The 19,214-nt window shown below is 64.1% G+C and carries 15 protein-coding genes; 11 read left to right on the plus strand and 4 right to left on the minus strand.

Going from position 1 to position 19,214, the window contains the following annotated elements; genetic code table 11:
* Positions 1-47: 47 nt before the first annotated feature.
* Together ASF53_RS19435 and ASF53_RS19440 are read right to left on the minus strand one after the other, a co-directional pair.
* Complete coding sequence (locus ASF53_RS19435) at positions 48-1,976, minus strand: hypothetical protein (RefSeq protein ID WP_156635673.1); 1,929 nt, start codon at positions 1,974-1,976, stop codon at positions 48-50.
* 111 nt (positions 1,977-2,087) lie between these two features.
* Positions 2,088-2,942 (minus strand): outer membrane protein, encoded by an 855-nt coding sequence (locus ASF53_RS19440; RefSeq protein WP_162242240.1) that lies wholly within the window; start codon positions 2,940-2,942, stop codon positions 2,088-2,090.
* Between the two features lie 639 nt (positions 2,943-3,581).
* Here ASF53_RS19440 and ASF53_RS19445 point away from each other — a divergent pair.
* The 3 genes from ASF53_RS19445 to ASF53_RS19460 all read left to right on the plus strand — a co-directional run bounded on the left by ASF53_RS19445 (position 3,582) and on the right by ASF53_RS19460 (position 7,478).
* Positions 3,582-4,172, plus strand: a complete 591-nt coding sequence (locus tag ASF53_RS19445) for a tyrosine-type recombinase/integrase (RefSeq protein WP_056202441.1) — start codon at positions 3,582-3,584, stop codon at positions 4,170-4,172.
* 238 nt (positions 4,173-4,410) lie between these two features.
* On the plus strand, positions 4,411-5,394 hold the full coding sequence (locus tag ASF53_RS19450) for an AraC family transcriptional regulator (RefSeq protein WP_056202446.1): 984 nt from the start codon (positions 4,411-4,413) through the stop codon (positions 5,392-5,394).
* Between the two features lie 788 nt (positions 5,395-6,182).
* Positions 6,183-7,478 carry a flagellin N-terminal helical domain-containing protein gene (locus tag ASF53_RS19460; protein ID WP_056202453.1) on the plus strand — a complete coding sequence of 432 codons (1,296 nt, stop codon included), beginning with the start codon at positions 6,183-6,185 and terminating at the stop codon, positions 7,476-7,478.
* A 240-nt stretch (positions 7,479-7,718) separates the two neighbouring features.
* On the opposite strand, the gene ASF53_RS19465 is transcribed toward ASF53_RS19460, so the two are convergent.
* Both ASF53_RS19465 and ASF53_RS27030 read right to left on the minus strand, forming a co-directional pair.
* Entirely contained in the window at positions 7,719-8,402 is a 684-nt protein-coding gene (locus tag ASF53_RS19465; RefSeq protein WP_156635675.1) for a hypothetical protein, read from the minus strand.
* A gap of 221 nt (positions 8,403-8,623) precedes the next feature.
* Positions 8,624-8,878, minus strand: coding sequence for a helix-turn-helix transcriptional regulator (locus tag ASF53_RS27030; protein WP_353652183.1), 255 nt, complete (start codon positions 8,876-8,878; stop codon positions 8,624-8,626).
* 113 nt (positions 8,879-8,991) lie between these two features.
* On the opposite strand from ASF53_RS27030, the gene ASF53_RS19470 reads away from it, so the two are divergent.
* From ASF53_RS19470 to ASF53_RS19500, 8 genes are all read left to right on the plus strand, one after another.
* On the plus strand, positions 8,992-9,879 hold the full coding sequence (locus tag ASF53_RS19470) for a 3'-5' exonuclease (protein ID WP_056202458.1): 888 nt from the start codon (positions 8,992-8,994) through the stop codon (positions 9,877-9,879).
* Positions 9,880-9,913: 34 nt separating this feature from the next.
* Positions 9,914-10,081, plus strand: coding sequence for a hypothetical protein (locus tag ASF53_RS25945; RefSeq protein ID WP_156635677.1), 168 nt, complete (start codon positions 9,914-9,916; stop codon positions 10,079-10,081).
* 720 nt (positions 10,082-10,801) lie between these two features.
* Positions 10,802-11,197, plus strand: a complete 396-nt coding sequence (locus tag ASF53_RS19475; RefSeq protein ID WP_056202462.1) for a hypothetical protein — start codon at positions 10,802-10,804, stop codon at positions 11,195-11,197.
* A 240-nt stretch (positions 11,198-11,437) separates the two neighbouring features.
* Positions 11,438-12,139 carry a PDDEXK family nuclease gene (locus ASF53_RS19480; protein WP_056202465.1) on the plus strand — a complete coding sequence of 234 codons (702 nt, stop codon included), beginning with the start codon at positions 11,438-11,440 and terminating at the stop codon, positions 12,137-12,139.
* Positions 12,136-14,427, plus strand: coding sequence for a TnsB C-terminal domain-containing protein (locus ASF53_RS19485; RefSeq protein WP_056202469.1), 2,292 nt, complete (start codon positions 12,136-12,138; stop codon positions 14,425-14,427). The genes ASF53_RS19480 and ASF53_RS19485 overlap by 4 nt, the downstream gene beginning before the upstream one ends.
* Entirely contained in the window at positions 14,420-15,505 is a 1,086-nt protein-coding gene (locus ASF53_RS25285; RefSeq protein WP_162242242.1) for an ATP-binding protein, read from the plus strand. The genes ASF53_RS19485 and ASF53_RS25285 overlap by 8 nt, the downstream gene beginning before the upstream one ends.
* 2 nt (positions 15,506-15,507) lie before the next feature.
* The gene (locus ASF53_RS19495) at positions 15,508-17,337 is read left to right on the plus strand and encodes a TniQ family protein (RefSeq protein ID WP_056202472.1); all 1,830 of its coding nucleotides are present in this window, start codon (positions 15,508-15,510) and stop codon (positions 17,335-17,337) included.
* A 317-nt stretch (positions 17,338-17,654) separates the two neighbouring features.
* Positions 17,655-19,184 (plus strand): site-specific integrase, encoded by a 1,530-nt coding sequence (locus ASF53_RS19500; protein ID WP_156635681.1) that lies wholly within the window; start codon positions 17,655-17,657, stop codon positions 19,182-19,184.
* Positions 19,185-19,214: the final 30 nt, after the last annotated feature.

Below are 19,214 nucleotides of genomic sequence, written 5' to 3' on the forward strand. Positions count from 1 at the left end.
CGCGAAGTAGCTGCGCCGCGCGTCCGCGCACTGGCCCATGCTCGTGGTCAGGGTGCCCGCGGCCGAGAGCAGCTCGACGCCGGTCCGCGGCAGGTCGAGCAGGAAGATACTCGCCATTCCGGCCAAGCCCAGGCCAGCCAGAGGGCCTGCGCGGCCTCCGGCCCTTGCGTCAGGCAGGCCAACGTCGCGAAGGGCCCGTCGAGACCCGGCAGGACCTGAAGGCCGGTGACGCGCCGGACCTGCCCGCCGGCCGGATGGGTATCGGCGACGAGATGTCCGACGAGGGCCGGGTTATCCCGGCCGAACGGCGTGACGCGGAGGGTCTCGGTCGTCCAGAAGAACCAGGAGGTCGTACGCCGGAAGCTGATCTGCAGACCGTTGCCGGCGGCCGCGATCACCACCGCGCGTGGATCGGCGTAGGTCAGGCGGCCATCGGGCGCGCTCAGGACGAGACGCACCTCGCCCAGGACCGGCTCGATCTCTGCCGCGGCGACGGCAGCCTCGGCGCGCCGCACGGCGACCCGGTTCTCCTGCTCGCGGCAGGCGTCGCTGATCGCCTTGCGCAGGTCCGCGCCGCCCGGGGGCAGCGTGCGCGTCGTCCCACCGACATACGGGCTGCATATACGGCGGGCCGGCTGCAATTCCGCATCGCCCAACCCGGCCCGCTCGAAGAGGTCGCGGATCTCGGTCAGGGCGGCCTCGCGCGCGGCCTCGCGCAGGGGCTGGACGAGCGCCTCGGTCCGCGCCTGCATCAGGGCATCGACCTCGCCGCGCTCGGGATCACGCGGGTCGTGTGCGGCCTGGAGTTCGTCGGCCGACACCGCGAACCAGCCGTTGCGCTCCAGCCCGTCCAGCGTCTTCGGGGCGGCGGCGAAGCGGGCGGCCAGGGCCTGCGCCCGGATGTCGACTGCCCGCTCGTTCAGCCCCTGCGCCTGCTCCCGACAGGTCTGATGGAGCGGCCCCGTCAGGGTGAGATCGAAACCGTCGAAGGCGGTGAACCACCGGCCGAGTACTCCGGAGCAGCGCGTGCCAACGGCGAGGATCGGCCCCTGCTTCGGATCGAGCGCGGTGATGCTGGCGCGGACGGCCGCATCGATCCCGGGCTGCTGACGCATCAGCCACGCCTTCGCCTCGCGGCGGCACGCGCTGCCCACGGCCTGCCCGAAGCGCAGGGCCGCCTCGGTTCCGGCCCCGGCGCTGCGCAGGGGATCGCTCAGCATCATGTCGCGAACTGGATCGCGCTGCGGGAACCAAGGTCCGAGCAGGTCGCGGCATTGCGCGACATCGGTCTGCAGGGGATCGTCGCCGATCGTCCTGGTCCGGAAGCCCTCTGTAAGATCTGCGATCACCTGAGGCTGCGCGGCGGTCAGGCGATCCTCCAGCGCCCGTGCGTAGGCACCGGCTACATCGGCGCGTCCGACGAACCCGGGGCTGCCGACGAGATGGCCAGGATAGCCCACATCGAGGCGGCGCAGGGTCGCGAGGCGCACGTCGAGCGCTTCGGCTCGCTCGCGCACGAGCCGGACGTAGAGGGCGGGCAGTGCGCGCTCGCGGCAATGGGCGTCGAGGTCGATCTGGAGCTGCGTCGCACCCTCACCGCGCTCGCGAGCCATGATCCAGTCGCATCGGCCAAGGAACGGGCCGGCCTCCTCGAGGGAGCGGATCGCCGCGAAGCGCTCATCCAGCCGCTGCTTGAGGTCCCCGACGGCGGCGTTGCCATGCCGCCTGAGCTGCTCCTGCATCGGCCGAATATCGATGTCGTACACCATCGGGTGCTGCGCGCGGATGGCGGCACCGATCTGATACCATCGGTACCTCTGGGCGTTGTCGAGGGTGACGGGTGCCGCGAGAGCCTCCCGGGTGTAGGCCTCGACCCAGTCGGGGATGGTCGGCGGGCTGGCGGCGAAGGCTGGAATCCCGCCCAAGGCCAGGATGGCAACGGCGAACATCGGCCGCGACAGGACGTGTCTAGACATCCAGGAATCTCGTTCGGAAGAGAGGCGGTAGGCATGGGTGCAGCCTCGACCGGCCCGGCCGACGCTCGGCGAGCCGGGCGCTGGGACGGTCGAGGATACGAGGCTGAGGCCTCAGAGGCCGGTAAAGCGATAGTTCAGGCCGGCCCGGACCAGACCGAAGCGGTTGGTCTCACGTACGGTGTAGATATCGGTCGGGCCGGTTCCGCCGGTGCCAGTGTAGCGGGCGGTCACACTCGAACTGCCGAGATCGGCGTAGAGGCCTTCGAGCTTGGCGCTGAGACGATCGGTGAAGGCGTATTCGACGCCGCCGCCAGCGACGTAGCCGACCTGCACCGACGAGCGAGAACCGGAATACGGGATGACGTTGACGCCACCGGGGAAAAACGGGCCGGTGCCGATGACCGTGTAACTGGTGCGGACGTCGACATCGCCGTAGGCAAGACCGCCGGTCGCATAGACCATCAGGCGCTCGCTCGGCAGAAAGCCGACGCGGCCACGAACGGTGCCGAGATAGTCGAGACGCGAGCGGGAGGTCAGATTGTCGTTGTCCGTGACGCCCGCGGGCAGGTTCGGGAACGTGCCCGTCCCTGAACGGCGGCGGTCGAGGCCGGCATACTGGAAGTCGGTCTCGAGACCGAGGACGATCCGTCCGACCTGGTGGTTGTAGCCGAACTGGCCGCCGCCGACGAAGCCCGTCTGTTCCCGCGAACGCTGGAAACCGGCGAGCGTGCCGGGATTAAGGCCGACGAAGCCGGGTCCTTCGCTGTAGCGCGGCCGGCCTGAATCGGAGAAGGCGGCCCCGGCGTTCACGCCGGCATATAATCCGGTCCAGGTGAAAACGGGGAGGACGGCCTGGGCAGGCGCGTAGTGGGTTGCCGGCAGATCTGCCGCCTGAGCAGTTCCCGCCATCAGGAGGGTCAGCAGCAGGGCAGCGAGCTTAGTCTTGGCCATGATCGTGAACTCCACACGCAACATCATTCACCTGCAAGCCGATGCAGGGGTTGAAACAAGATTTTTCACGGTTGATCGGATAGTTTAAGAACTGCCTTGTATGTTCTTCCAGCCGCTACGTGGGGTTCATGAAGGTGGCGCAATCTTGCGCTCTGCACCTGAACTTGACGTCATCTTGCCGTTCTAAGTTGGGGTTGAGCGCCTTTCTGAAATCTTTCCATGAAAAATAGGATTGCCTCTACGGAAGGACGATCCGTTCTTTGGAAGGTACTTTGCGTCCGCGACTGGGAGGCGTACGCTTCGGCCCAGGACACACAGACCGCGCAGCCATCTGACAATCGGTGCGACACGACAAAGGCCGCATCTCGAAAGTCGTGAATCGCAAAAGCGCCGCGGATGAGGTTTATCGATCCTGGCGATTCAGTCATAGTCGTGCAGCGATTCGCGGAACAGAATTGCCAATTCTGTTTACGTCCTTGCAACTTCTTGCGATTTACACTTGATCGTCTTCCGGGCCGGAGCTACCAGCTTGCCCATTCTCTCCATGCCCATGGCGAACAATGTCAGGGCCGCGGCGTGGAACAGAATTGGCAAATGCGTTCCAACGCGCCACGCGCAGCCTTGCTGCCGTGGTCGGCTCCAGGACACCCCACGATGGCCCGAACAGTGCCGGCCTCATCCCTGTCGCTCTACACCGGCAGCGGACGGCGCAAGTACCTGACGGCGCACGAGCGCGAACGTTTCGTCGCTGCGGTCGCCTCTCACCCACCCGAAGTCGCCACCTTCTGCCTGATGCTCGCTTGGACCGGGTGTCGAATCACCGAGGCGCTCAATCTCACCCATGCCGATCTCGATATCGAAGGCGGCATGGTGTCCGTCCGCAGCTTGAAGAAGCGACGGGCTGGCGTCGTCCGCGAAGTGCCGGTCCCGCTTGCCTTCCTCGCGTGCGTTCGGCAGGTCCATGGCCAGGGTCGATCCGGCGACCGGCTCTGGCCGATCGGACGCACTACGGCGTGGCGTCACGTGAAAGTGGTCATGGCGCTCGCGGGGGTGGGCGAAACCGCGGCCTCGCCCAAGGGACTGCGCCATGGATTCGGCGTGCATGCCCTTCGTTCCGGCATCCCCCTCAACCTCCTGCAGCGCTGGCTCGGCCACGCCGACATCGCGACGACGGCGATCTATGCCGACGTGATGGGGGCGGAGGAGCGAGAGATCGCCACGAGAATGTGGTCAACCCGGACATAGGCGCGTCCGATCGAACGCGACGGCGGACAGCCGCCCGCCCCTCATCGACCGAGCATTCGGGCATCGCAGCGTGCGGCAGGGCGGCCATGACGGACGCTGCGTTCCGATGTGAGGACGGACCGTCCCTCGTCGCCTGTCCGAAAGCAGATCGAAACCCAAACGCAATCATTGCGTGTGAGGCCGGCACGGACCTTCACGGCACCGTGTGTATCCCCGTCGCGTCCGGCTTTCGGCTCCCATGATCATCGATCATCGCTTCGACCATATCCTCGATGCCGAGAAACGCCGCCGGGCTTGGATCGACACGCTGTCGTCGTTCTTCGTCACGCACATCGATTCCGACAGCGTCGTGCCGACGACCGCGTTCCACCGCTACCATCACATGAACCAGTTGGTGTTCGGCGAGATCGACGCGTCACCCCAGACGATCGAGCGGACGCCGGCGTTGGTGGCGGCCCAGAACCTCGATCATATTGTGCTGCGGCTCTACACCTCCGGCCGGACCAACATCTCCATCGCCGGACAGGCGCGGGAGATCACGCAGGAATCCTTCGTCACCTTCGATCTCTCGCAGCCGATCCTGTCCGAGACCAAGGGTATGACCGGGCTCAACCTCGCGATCCCACGCCGGACCCTCGAGGGCCGCGTTGGCGACGTCTCGGCCTGGCACGGTCAGATCGTTCCGTCCGCCTCTAACCCCGTGACCAAGCTGCTCGCAGACCACTTCCGCAATGTCAGCGCCTGCTTGAAGACGGCGACGCCCGCGCAGATGAGCCACGTCATTCCGGCGACGACGGCCCTGTGCAACGCGATGTTCCTGTCGGAGGCCGACAGCGCCTACAATAAGGCCGCGGTCACCAGCATCGCCATCCGCCAGTTCATCGACGAGAACCTCGCGACCATCAACGCCGAGATGCTGATGACCCGGTTCGCGCTTTCGCGGACCCCGCTCTACAAACTGTTCGAGGCCGACGGCGGCGTCTACGCCTACATCCGCGACCGACGGTTGTCCCGGGCCATGCAGATCCTGGCTCAGCCCGAGGAGCGCAAGTCGCAGATCGCGACGATCGGCTACACCCTGGGCTTCGAGAACGACCGGGTGTTCAGCCGCGCCTTCCGGCGGAAGTACGGGCTGAACCCGAGCGAGGTCGACAGCGAGAGCCAGAGCCGGTTCCACATGGAACGGGAGTCGCTCCTGCTCTCGTGGATGAAGGACCTTTGAGGCCGGCTCCAGGCAGTTCGGATCGTCCGTTCGCGAGCTGCCATAATCCAATCCGGAGCAGGGATTCCGGAGTAGGCTGGTAGTAACCCGGTCAAGCGAACGGCTGGGATGGTCCATAATTTACGAGACAGCGCAGTCTCTCGAGACGATCACAGTGAAGCGGCCAAGTTTCTTGGTGCCTTGGTCAACTACGTTATCTGTCGTCTCTAGATTGCAAATAAAACAATAGGCTGCAGAGGACGAAGATGGGATGCCCGGTTCTCGGCGCGGAACCAACTTCAGATCACCACTCGAAGCTGGTCTCAACGGGAGACGAATTCTCGGTCGAGAATCCCCATGATGAGATCGTCCTGCCACGCGCCTCCTACGAAGGCCGCCTCGCGCTCCCGACCTTCCTCAATGAACCCGCACTTGCGGTAGCAGGCGACTGCATGCGCGTTGCTCGCCAGCCCCCCCCCCGCAGACAGCTCCTCACGCGGCCGAGCTGATGGGGCTTTTACCCTCGTACCCCCGATCCAACCCACCCTCCTGCCCTGCGTTCGCGTGTGCATCATGACGCCGCAGCGGAGCCATGTCCGATAACGCGCCTTGCTCCACGGAGCTTCCAACAACACCGGAAGGCTCAGCCGCGCCACCATATAGTAAAAGTACGCATCGTCCGTATTTTAGGACGCATTGTCCGCTATAGGCCGCGCCGCAGTCTGAATATTTACGAAGATGGCAAGCTCATCCGACCAATATCTGTGCGGCGTCGACTGCGACGCATATTGGAAAATCGGATCCTGGACATGCCTTCATCCGTCACGCTCTCATCTGCCACGCGCCAGAACCTACTCTCGCTGCAGGACACCGCCGGCTTGGCCGCCACGAACCAGGGCCGGCTCGCCACCGGCAAGAAGGTCAACTCCGCCCTCGACAACCCGGTGAACTTCTTCACTGCCCAGAACCTCTCGAACCGCTCCGCCGCCCTATCCGGCCTGCTCGACGGCATCTCTAACGGCATTCAGACGATCCAGGCCGCCGCCAAGGGTATCGACACCGTCACCTCGCTGGTGAAGCAGCTCCAGTCGGTGGTCAGCCAAGCGCAGTCGAATGCGGCCACCAACCTGCCGAAGGTCGCCGGCACCGTGGCGCTGGGTACCTCCGGCGAGGCCAGCACCACGGGCAAGAGCCAGCGCGACGTCGCCATGGCAAAAACCGTGCTCGGCACCGCCGCGCCCGCGACGAGTTCCGCCAGCGGCAATCTCGGTCTCAGCGCCAGTGCCGCCAATCAGGTGCAGCTTAAGGCCGGCAATGCCGTCTACACCTACACGATCACCGCAACCGACACCCTCGGCGACGTCGTCAACGCCATCAACAAGTCGGGCATCGCGAACGCCGCGGTCGATTCGAACGGCCTCCTCAGCGTCACCGGCAGCGGCTCGGACGCGCTCAGCGTCAGCCTCGGCGCGACCGCTTCGGGCACCTTCACGGCCTCCACGACCGATACGGCGCTGCTGTTCGGCACGGCGACGACGGGCGGGGTGACCGGCGGCGGCACCTCGGCACAGCGCTCGGCCCTGGTCGAGCAGTTCAAGAACCTGCGCACCCAGATCAACCAGGCTGCTCAGGACGCCGGCTTCAACGGCACCAACCTGCTGGCCGGCGACAAGCTGACGGTCGTCTTCAATGAGAAGACCGGCGGCACGCAGTCCAAGCTCGACGTCCAGGGTGACGCCGTCACCGCCTCCGGCCTCGGCATCGGCAGCCTCGTCGACAGCGCATTGACGCAGTCGGGCGCGGATTTCGGGGTGCAGAACAACGCCGACCTGGCGAAGGCGTCCAACGCGCTGACCAACGCGCTGACGTCCTTGAACTCGCTGTCCTCAACGCTGGGCTCGAACCTGTCGGTGGTGCAGACGCGCCAGGACTTCACGAAAAACCTCGTCAACGTCCTCGACACCGGCGCGGCGAACCTGACCAACGCCGACATGAACGAGGAGGCGGCGAACAGCCAAGCGCTGTCGACGCGGCAGTCGCTCGGCATCTCGGCGCTCTCGCTCGCCAACCAGGCCAATCAGGGCATCTTGCAGTTGCTCCGGTAGGACGGTCGACACCGATACGCGGCAGCCTTGGGTTTGACCCGCGCGGCTGCCGCTACTGCTGCGAAAATCCCTCAGAGGTCGAGCCGGGCCCTCACGATTGCAGAGCGTGACGCTCACGCCCGCTCAATCTGTTTCTCTAGCAAGCAATTTCATCAACAATTGGCCGGCCTTGGGTGAAGCCAGCACCGTCACACCAATTCAGGGAGCCGGCCCTTGCCGTCCCGCACAGCCTTGAGACCTTTACCGTTCTCGACCGCTTGGACTAACGCCGTCATCTCGAGCGCGGAGGTCAGGCCCCACGGCCATGATCAGCGACGATGACGGATGATCCCGATCGCGCGGCTCGATCTCAAGCCATAGTACCGCACGCTCTGGATCGAATTCGAACTTCACGATCAGCAGGGTGCGCCGGTGTGGAAGTTGCAGGACAATCCAACACCAGCCAGGGAATGGCTTCAGACCGACACCGAGCTTCCAAACCGCGCGCTGACTCCGCTGCGAGGCCCAATGGCCGCCCGGCGGCTCGACTAGCGGCGTCCGCTCGCGGATACGCCCGTCCGCCTCCAGCGCATTGAGCATCTCATCGACCCGCTCGAACCGCGCGCTCCCTTCCGGCCGTAAATCCGTGTCGGTCAGCGCTTGGTTGATGACGGCGTCGGCAATACCCGTTCCAGCGGCGGCGCTTGCCACTGATACTTCATTCGTCCCCGAGATCGTGCTTGGGAACGTCGTTCGGTCCGGCTCCAGGCGAAACGTCAGTTCGCGGACCAGCGGTTCGGGCATCTCTGACCAAACGATGCCCTCCGCATCGAGGGGCGTCGCCTCACAGGAGAAATCCGGGCCTACATCGGAGACCAAGTCGAGCAGCGCCCCCTCCCGCGTCATCACGCGTCGCGTTGAGACGTACTGCGGTGCGGCATCCACCGACCGCTCCGAGATCCGCCGCACCACCTTGATCGGCGGCTGGTCCCGATACGGCTATGCCACGTGCGCGATCTCAGCTTGAAGGGGCACAACCCCCAGCGACTAGCATTGCCGCACTCACACCGAAATAGCATGATTGCAGACTAAGTCACGCCTCCTCTGGCTTCGCACGCTTAAAAATACTGACCGACTGAATATCCAATGACTAATCATCAAGCTTATTAATCGGTATCAGCCTTATCATCACCTTCATTTGGGCGAACAACGATACCTACCGCCCCATCACTTCGAACAATTTCCTCGACCCCCGCTTTGCCGAAGGCTTCGGTGACACGATCCATATTGCGTGGATGCGGTATCTGGATACCGCTTTCGTACCGCGCAATCACGAGGCGCTTAACTCCAGCGCGATCTGCCAAATCCTGCTGAGACCAGCCGAGCAACGCGCGTCCAGCTCTAACCAACCTGCTATCCACCAGAAAGCCACCCGATTCACGACAATGTGATCAATCAAAACGATACAAAATGTATCGTTTTGGGAAAGTCGGGCTATCTTGAGAGTGCAGCCCTAGCAGGAAGTGCAAAGCACATGCTCGATATAGATCCTGAGATCGTCGCTACCGCACTGGAGCGAAATGGCGATTATCGCATCCTCCGCCGCCACAAACCTCGTCGCGTTTTCGATGCCCCTGGCGATGCAGAGGTCCGAAATGGCCTCATCATCGATTTAGAGACTACCGGTCTTGACCCTGCATACCACGAAATCATCGAAGTGGGACTGCTACCATTCACATATACTGTTGACGGACGCCTGGTCGCAGCCGGCACGCCGTACGGCTCGTTTCAGCAGCCCTTTGGAGCGATCCTGCCCGAAATCACCCGGCTGACCGGGATCGACGGAGTGATGGTCGAGGGCCGGATGATCGACCGCGCTCAGGTTAACTCGCTGGTAGCAGAGGCCGATCTGGTGATCGCGCACAACGCGAATTTTGACCGGAAGTTCGCGGAGGACCTCTGCCCGGCGTTGGCGGCGAAGCCGTGGGGGTGTTCGCTAATGATGGTGCCTTGGGCGGCTGAAGGGATGGGCAGCAAGCTCTGCTACATCGCAGCCGACTTAGGCTTCATCTACTCAGCCCATCGCGCGGTCGATGATTGCCAAGCCACGCTCGAATGCCTGGCGCGTCCGCTGCCCCAATCCGGGCGCACAGGGTTCAGCTACCTGCTGGAACGGGCGTTCGAGCCCGTGCATCGAATCAAAGCCGTTCGTGCACCATTCGAAGCCAAGGATGCTTTGAAGGCCCGCCGGTACCGTTGGGATGACGGCGCTGCGAGCAAGTTGCGCTGCTGGTACAAAGATCTGCCGGAAGCAGAAGTCGCTAGTGAATTAGCCTGGCTGCGCCTGGAGATCTATCGGCACGAAATGGATATTCCCATCGTGCCGATTACACCCTACGACCGATTTTCGGCTCGGGCCTGAGCCAATGTTGGCCCGTCCCGACGATACTGCCGCGTTGACACTCACCGGCTTCACCGAAGCTCAAGCCGGCGCGCTGACGACCGCCATCGACCGCTCCGCGGCGAGGGCCGTCGATGACCTGCGCCACGATCTGGAACGCTGGCACATCGCCCTGACCCTGTACCTCCTGATCCAGATCGGCATCGTGCTGCTGGCGTTCTGATGGTGCAGGCCATGCGGGATCCCATCAGGGCGGGGCTTGCAGCCTACGAGCCCAGGGTGTGGCACGCCCCGGCTGGCAAGCACGCGGTTTCGATGGAAGGCCTTCGTGTTTACCGCCTCTCGTCAACAGCAGCCGACTTCTGCGTAGCGGCTCCAGCGCATGCGACGACCGCATAGTCTCGACGTTGCTCGACGATGCTTACGCCCAGCCTTGGCTCGTCTCAGTTGAATAGACTCGCCTAGACCAATTTTAGATCAAATAAAGCGCCAATCTTGTTTGATCTTCGCCCTGCATCCGCAAGGCATTTCTTGGTGCGACTTGACGGTTCTAGCGAGAATCTTTGGCTGGACACCTTGTCAGGCGTTTATGTAAGCCCCAGAATCGTTTGCCACCCATAGAGGCGTCGCCCATGACATGATCTAGAAACGACGAAAGCGCCCGAGCTGACGCTTGGACGCTTCCGAAGCTGAGCTAGGCCATCCTGCAATCTTGCGAGGAACGAAGGGTGGCCTACCCGAAGAACCTGGTGACTCGATGCATATCGAGGCTCCGGGCTCTCTATCTGTGGATTCTTACACGGGCGGACTCGGCCCACAAGCCCCCCTCCACAGGTGAACTCAGCTTCCTCGCAACGCCTCGAAACGCTCGCTCGTCCCGCCTGGGCGAGCGGGATCGGAGCCATTCCGGGCTGCGCATGCAGCTTGGCGCAAGGAGCGAAGAATGTCCTTCCATACCGTCCCGAAGCACTTCCGCCGCCCGCATGTCGCGACCGTCGATCACAGGATGCTTAAGCTAGGTTCTGCACGCCGAAGCGACTTCGAGATCTACCTCGACCTCTTGCACGATATCGTCGGGCTCGAGGACGGTCCGTTCGATGTGGTTTTCACCCGCGACGACGGATCGGTCGGTCTTTACAGTTTCGCCTTCCGCGGACGCACACGTTGCGGAAAGCGGCTCGCGATTGCGGTCGACGACGAGGCGTATGCTCGCAAGCACGACTTGGAAGCCTACCTTCTGAATGTTCAGAAGCGGCTGCCACCGGACTTCGCCGACGAGATCCGTCTGCTGACTGAGCGCAAGCTCGACAGCTCGGCGAGCTCTGCCGCCGATCACTGATCGCAGCCTGGCAGGTGGCTTCTGCATGGCACAGCCCCCTGCCCAGCACGATGCGGAACGATCGCAGTCGGCGGATGGGCTTCTGCCCGATCGCTGGCGGCGGTGCCCCATGCCGATCGCACGCCGTTTGTCAGCGTAGGCCGCGATCGCAAAGCCCTCACCGGCGGTCGCCCCGGCGCGCCAAGTCGCTGGCTTGGCCGTCGCGCTGCTCGCAACGCCCGAAAACGCGAGGACCCTTCAATGGCCAAGCGTCGCAATTGCACGCCCGATGACACCTGGTACCCAACCGAGCCGAGTTCGGCGCATCGCCTGCCGTCGAATTTTCGATCACGTGGGTCAAACCAAGGCGTGCTCGTCACGACCGGCGAGCATCGACGCCAGATCTTCTATGAGAGCTCGGGTGAGTGCGGCCTGTTCCACTACGCCTTCGCACGCGGCGATGTCGTCGATGTACTGGAACAGCAGGCTGCCGTTTATCGCGATGACGCTGGCATCGTTCGGAAGCATTATTTCGACGCCATCCTAACTATGCGCGACGGTACGCGCAAAGCGGTCTCGTACAAGCCTAGCCGGCGCGCGGACACCATTGGTTTCGCGGACTACCTCATCGATTTGGCCGCCCGGATCTCCCCGGTAGTCGCCGACGAGATCCTGCTCATCACCGAGCGTGATCTGCCGAAGGACGCACTATATAACGCCGCGTTGTTGCACGACTGTCGGCGCGATCCACCCGGCGACGCCGACGCGGCGGTCCTCTCCGTGCTCGCGACCGTGGTCGGCGAGATCAGCATCGGCGATCTCCGCGACGCGACTGGCTACGGCGGCGAGGCGTTCCGCGCCATCGTCCGCCTGATCGGTTCTCGACGCATCACCACGAAGGGCTTCGCCGCGATCACGGCCGACACCCTCGTCTGGGCAGCGGGTGCGGAGGGCGCGCGATGACCGGCGGCTCCTCGATCACACCGCGCTATCGGGTCGACCCGGCCGACCGCCTCGTCTTGGGCGGCGGCCAGGTGCTGACCTGCAAAGGGCTGACGGCGACCGGCTACCTTCTGCAGCCGTTCGGGTCGGACATGACCGACCACGTCTCGTTCGAGCAGTTCGAGCGGGCGCGGCAGCACCCCGACTTCCGCCAGGACACCATGTTCTACACAGAGCCGCGGGCGCGGGCCCGGGCTCGTACGCTCATCGAAAGCGACGACGAGATCCCGGCCGAGGAGATGCCAGACGTGCGCTGGCGGGAGGCGTGCGTCCGCGCCTTCTTGGATTTCGAGGCGCAAGACTGCCGGAATCCGCCGCCGGCGGGACAGCAGCGGGTGAACCGCACTGAGGCTGGTCTCAAAGAGGCCATGCGCCGCGCCGGACCGCAACTGATGCAACTCGACTACGCCAAGAAGGCGGGGTCGGGCCTAAAGCGCACCGCCCGAGGGGTGAAAGCGCCGCCTCTGAGCAAATCGGGCAATCGCCGCAAGGCACGTGCCGGTCAGAAGATCTCGTTCCGTGCTCCGCCCGGTCCGAGAACGCTGCTCCGATATGTCGTGTCCTATGAGGAGGCAGGATGCCAGGCCTGGGGCCTGCGGCAGTGTCACTGCAACAGTGGCAATCGCGAGCCGCGCTTCGAGCCCGAGGAGTACGCGCTGATGATGGAGGCGGTGTATGCCTATCTCAGCACAAAGCGCCCGAGCTATGAGCAATGCTATAAAGACTACGAAGACGATTTAAAACGCAAGAACGAGGAGCGTGCCGCGGCCGGGTTGCCGCCGCTGCGCCAGATCGGTGCTTCGACATATCGAGCTCGGATCAAGCGGTTCTCACGATTTCAGCGGGACTGCGCCCGGCACGGCATCGATTACGCCATCCGCCGAAACTGTGGTGTCCGGCGTAAATTCGAGGTCACCCGCATCGGCGAGCTCGTCCAGATAGACGGCTTCAAGGTATCGCTCATCCACATGGCCGTCGAGAGCGGCCTTTGGGCGACGCTGACACCCGAACAGCAGAAGGCCGTGCCGAAGGAACGATGGATCCTCCTCCGGGCGATCGATGTCGCCTCTCGCTGCATCCTCGCGGAGGTCATCGCGCCGACCGAGACCACTGCGGCGGCCGCGGTCCTCCTGCGGATGATGATCAAGGACAAGACCCCTCTCGCCGCCGCGATGGGTGCTAGGACGGCGTGGGACTACGCCTGCGTCCCGCACGCGATCGCGACCGATGCCGGAGCCGCGTTCCGGTCAGATCGGTTTCGGCAGATGCTCGCGGACCTCGGGATTACGTTCGTCGCACCCCAGGTTGGACAGCCGAACAAGCGCGCGCATGTCGAACGCAGCTTCGGCACGACACGGACGCAGTTCCTGACACACTTCGCCGGTCAAACCTTTGCGAATGTCGGTGACAAAGGAGACTACGACCCCGGCAAGAATGCCAACCTCTTCGTCGACGAGCTCGCTCGTGCGCTCGTCCTGTACGACGTCGACATCTACCACAACTCGCCGCACGAGAGCCTGTACGGTGAGACCCCTCGCAACTGCTGGCAGCGCCTCATGGTCGAGAGCGGATGCTCCCGGGTCACGCCCGGCGCGCATCAGCTAAGAGCGATCTTCGGGATCCCTCTCAGCCGTACCGTTGGCAAGCGAGGCATCCGATTCCTCGGCCTGCACTACCAGTCCAGCGACCTGGCGGCGCTGCTCGCCGACAAGGGTGAGATCGAGATCCCGGTCCGGGTCGACCCGGACAACCTCGGCTGGATCTCCGTCCAGATCTGCAAGACCTGGAAATCCGTACCCTGTGCAACCAGCGGGCTGGAGGGAGCATCGATTCAGGAATGGCTTGCTGTCGTCGAGGATCAGCGACGCCGATACTCGATCGCCGCTGCAGCCAGTCGGCCGATCATCGCCGATGCGCTCCGGCAAATCCGGGCCATCGCGGCCAAGGCCGAACGCCGCTTCAACATCGCGCCGCATACCTACGATGCAAACGCGATCGGTCGCGCTGAGAAGGAGATTCTGCACGGGTTCGACATCCCCGAAGACGCCAGTCGTCAGGTCAAGACACCCGGCGAAGATCCACTCGCCAAGGGCATCCCGGTCACCGGCCAGCCCGACCCAGACGCCGCGCCGAAACGATCGACACGCCGATCACGCGGCGAATCCACGCCAACACCCGTCGCACCACCGCCGGCCGACGATGGGGATGAAGACGGCAACGACTGGACGATGGAGACGCCCGATGTCTGACGATTTCACGGGTCCGCTCGATCATTTCCGCCGCGTCGCCTCAGAGCAGCGGCGTGAGCGTATCAAAATCATGCAGGTCATTCGGGGGACCTATTTTCGGCACACGCGACACAGCGAGATCGAGGAGTATGTCGAAGACCTGATCGATTTTCTTCAAGAGCAGCGCGTTTCTTCCCAGCCGGCAGGTGAGCACGAGGCATACGGAATAGCGGTTATCGGTGAGCCGCGCGCTGGCAAGAGCTTCCTACTTCGCCGGATCTTCAACCAGAGTCCGTCCTTCCCCGGCTACGGCCAGGAGGGGTCGCGCTGCCCCCTGGTGACGGTAATCCCGCAAGGGGATTGTACCCTCGATCGCTTCACGATCGACGCCCTACGGGCGCTAGGAACGCCGGTCCATGATGTTCCCCATCAAGAGACTCGGCTCGCCCACATGGTGCGTGATCACTTGCGCCTGATGGGCGCGAAGATCCTGCACATCGACGAAGCCCACCACATCACCCAGCCTGCCAACGTGAGGCAGATCAAGAAGATCATCAACACTTTCAAATGCCTGATGATCGATAAGGAGTGGCCCATAGGCGTGATCTTTTCCGGCATCCCCGAACTCACCGGCACTCTGCAGAAGGACCGACAGCTTCAAGCTCGCCTGAAGTTCGTACGACTGGCTGACCTAACCTTGGAGGGCGACGTCCACAAAATCGGATGGATCGTTCGGCAACTCACCGGCCTCGCGAAGCTGGAGGTCACCGCCGAACACGCCGACTCGCTCGCCCCCCGCCTGATCCATGCGGGTGGGTATCAGCTCGGCCGATCGATCGAGTATGTCCATGACGCCATTCAGGAGCGGCTCAAGCGCATCGACCGCTTGCCCGCAGCGGACAAGATGTCCGGTCGGGCGCTTTGCCCAGCCGACTTCGCAAAGGCCTATGCGCGCAACACCGGCGTTCAAGCCGCCGACAATCCCTTCGTCGCGGACGATTGGAAATCGACCGATCCCTTCCAGACGCTCGACCGCAGGTCCGATTGCGACGATTCGGACTCTGCGCCGATGCGCAATGCCTCGCGGAAGGGGAAGTAGCCATGGCCAAGCTCTTCCCCTTCATGCCCATGATGTCAGACGAGAGCGTGCCGAGCTTCTGCGCTCGCCTCTCTGCCCTTCACCGTGTGTCCTCGGTACGAACGTTCTTCCGCTATCTGGGGCTGCGATTTTCGAAGATCGTCGCCGGCGATCCGTCGGCGCTCGATCAACTCGCGGAGTTGACGGCCGTACCGGTTGGCGACCTCGCTCGGCAAAGCCTTCGGCGAGAGGGCAGGACATACTCGTATCGCGGACAGATCGCGCTCCAGCCAATGATGCGCCGCAGCTGCGTGTACGTATGCCCACGATGCCTCGTCGAGGACGTCGCTCAAGCCCGATACCCGCCGATCGCTACCTGCTACGGTCGCGTCGCCTGGCAGTTCGCACCGCTTCGCGCCTGCGGACGGCACAACGTGCTTCTGGAGAAGTTCGGCCGACCGCTACACGGCTCGAACGCGCATGACTTCGCTCGAACGATCGGGCCTTCTCTGCACACCCTGGAAAGGAGCGCCGATGACGCCGTCACCGTCCCGCCTTCGGCGGCCGAGGCATATTTGAAGGCGCGGCTCGACGGGTCGCCCACGACGTCGCCCTTGCTCGATGAGATGCCCTGGTACGCCGCGGCGCGGACGTGCGAGGCGGTCGGAGCCGTCGCCCTGTTCCGCGCCTCCGTCACGCTGGCCGGCCTAGACGAGACTGATCGGCGGCGCGCAGCCCACGCCGGCTTCGAGATCATGGATGCCGGCAGGCGTTCGGTCGAGAATCTGCTCGACGATCTTCGCTTTGGCCTCAGGTCGCCGGGGACCGGCCGGGAAGGCGCGCCGGCCGTGTACGGGCTCCTGAACGAGCTTCTCACGCGCCCCACACCCGATCCCGCTTACGCTCCCTTGCGGGAGATCGTGTTCCGACATGCCATGCGCACGATCCCGTACGGACCCGGGGCGGTCGTCGTCGGGCTGCCGGTCAAGCGACGCAAGACGCACTCCCTCGTCACGGCAGCTGCCGCGGCTCAACAGCATCAGACGCGGCTGCGGAAGCTCCTCGCCGCCGAGGGGATAATCGCGGCGGACGCGCAACGGAGAGATGCCGACGTCCTGTTCGACGCTAGGCTCGCGGCTCCGTTCCTGCGCCGCATCGCCAAGGGCATGAGCCTTCATGGCGTGGCGGAGCACCTCCGGACCCGATACGCTCATACGCTGACGCTCGCGCGCAGCGGCTTCATCAAGCCCATCGTCGCGAGCGCCGGGGAGACAGATATCCGGCCCAGGTACGCGGCCTTCGACCTCGACGATTTCATCGCCAGCCTGATCGAGGAGGCCGTCGTCCACCCGCAGCCCGAGCGGCCGATCATGGACATCCCGCGAGCCGCCAAGCGGGCCTACTGCACGATCCCGGACGTCCTCCGGTTGATCCTGGCGCGGCAGCTCAGGTGGGTCGGGCTAGACCCGGACGTCTCCGGGTTTCATGCGATCCTCGTCAATGCCGACGAGGTGCTCGATCATGTCCGCGGGCCAGCCCACGACGGCTACACCATGCAGACGCTTCGGGTACGGCTGGGCGTGCATCAACGCGTGGTCGAGGCGCTCATCGCGAAGAGCCACCTACCTCAGGTCGATCGTATCAACCCGGTGAACCGCTGCCCTAACCGCATCGTGTTACCCGAGACGGTGGAAGCCTTCGAGCGCAGGTACGTGTCGCTGTCCGAACTCGCCCAGCGCTGGAGGACGAATGCCTTCCGGTTGAAGAAGGACCTGGATCGGCGAGGAATCGAACCGGCGCTTCGGAATGATCAAGTCTGCGCGACGTTCTATTCAAGAAGACAGCTTCTGTAGCCCGTCGATAAGACGATGACTTGGAAAGCCCTGGCGAAAGCTGGGGCTTTTTCTTTGCGCGAAGCACGTTGTGGGTTGCGGTGGTGCCAGACTAAGCCGTATTTGGACGCAAATTATGCCCTCACATTCTAATGCGAATGGCAAAACCCTAAAATAAAAACGATTATTGTCAGTGACTTGGATGGTGAAATTGGAAATTCTTTGGTGTTCGCCACGATTCATCCTGAAAAGCGTTTGTTTTCAGCGATACCCTAGGGAAACAGCGACTTCGCGACCGTCCGGTGGTACACACGGGTGGTACACACGTGGTTCTGGCGATGTCGCGCCCCTGGCCCCATCCGAAGACCGGCGTCTTCTGGTTCCGAAGGCGGGTGCCGAAGGACTTGCTGGCCCTCGTCGGCCGGCGGGAGGAGAAGGCGAGCCTCGCGACGAAGGACGTCGGCGAGGCCAAGCGCCGCCACGCCGCGCATGCCGCCCAGGTCGAAGCCCGCTGGGCGAACCTGCGGGCCGGCGTGCGGCGGCTCAACCTGCTTGAGGTCAACGCAATCGCGGGCGAGGTCTACGACGACCTGATCGCCAAGTTCCAGGTCGGCCGGTTCTCGCCGGTCTACAACCTGGCCACGACCGGGATCATCGAGCGGTTCGTGGAGGATACCGGTTCGACGAACCGCGCGGCGTTCCTGCGACTGTACGGGCCGGAGATCGACGGTCACCTCGCCCGAAAAGGGTTGGTCGTCGATCCGGAGACGCGAGGCTCCCTGGAGTATGCGATCGCCAAGGCGATCCTTCAGGCGAACACGCAGAGCCTGAAGTACCTCGACGGGGATTTCAGCCCGGATCCGATGGCCGGGCGCTTTCCCAAGATGCCGGCCAAGCCGGTCACGGTCGCCCTGCCGCTCGACGAATGGTTCTCGAAATACGCCGAGGCCTCGAAGCTCGCCGCCTCGACCCGGAAGCGGTGGCGGCCGGCCCTGGCGACGCTGGAGGCGTCCGTCGGGCACGGCGATCTCGCCCGCGTCACCCCGGACAACATCGCCGACTGGGTCGACGCCCTGGCCGCGGACGGGCGCGCCGACAAGACCATCCGCGATGTCTACCTTGCTTCAGCCAAGGCGCTGTTCGGATGGATGCAGGGCAAGCGGAAGATCGCCGCGAACCCTTGCGCCGGCCTACGCGTGAAGGTGGTCGAGGGACCCGTCCTGCGCGAACGCTACTTCACCGAGATGGAGATCACGACCATCCTCGCGGCATCCCTCGCGTCCCAGCGGGGTCGCCTGAGCGCCGAGCAGGCTGCGGCCCGCCGCTGGGTGCCCTGGCTGTGCGCCTACTCCGGCGCACGGGTCGGCGAGGTGACGCAGCTGCGCCGCGAGGACATTCGCTTCGAGGGCGGGGTGCGGTTCTTTCGCATCACGCCGGAAGCCGGCACGGTGAAGACGAAGCGGTTCCGCGACGTCCCGATCCACCCGCACCTGATCGAGATGGGTTTCCTCGACTATGTCGACACGCGATCAAAGGAGCTGTTCTTCGACAAGGCGCGGGGCCGCGGCGGTTCGGACGCCAACCCGCTCTCGAAGAAGGTTGGGGAACGACTGGCGGCCTGGGTCCGGAAGCTCGGGATCACCGACGTCGGCGTGGACCCCAACCACGGCTGGCGGCACAGCTTCAAGACACGCGGGCGGCAGGGCGGGATGAGGGACTCGGTCCTCGACGCCATCCAGGGTCACGCACCGGACACCGAAGGCCGGAAGTACGGAGGATTCACGATCAGGGTGATGGCGAGCGAGATGGAGCTGTTCCCACGGTACACGCTCGCTCACACGGATCGCGAGGCCGAAGTTCCCGTTTGAGCCGTTGGGAGCCTTCGAAGAGGCGGACGG

Source organism: Methylobacterium sp. Leaf123 (assembly GCF_001423405.1).
GTDB lineage: Bacteria > Pseudomonadota > Alphaproteobacteria > Rhizobiales > Beijerinckiaceae > Methylobacterium.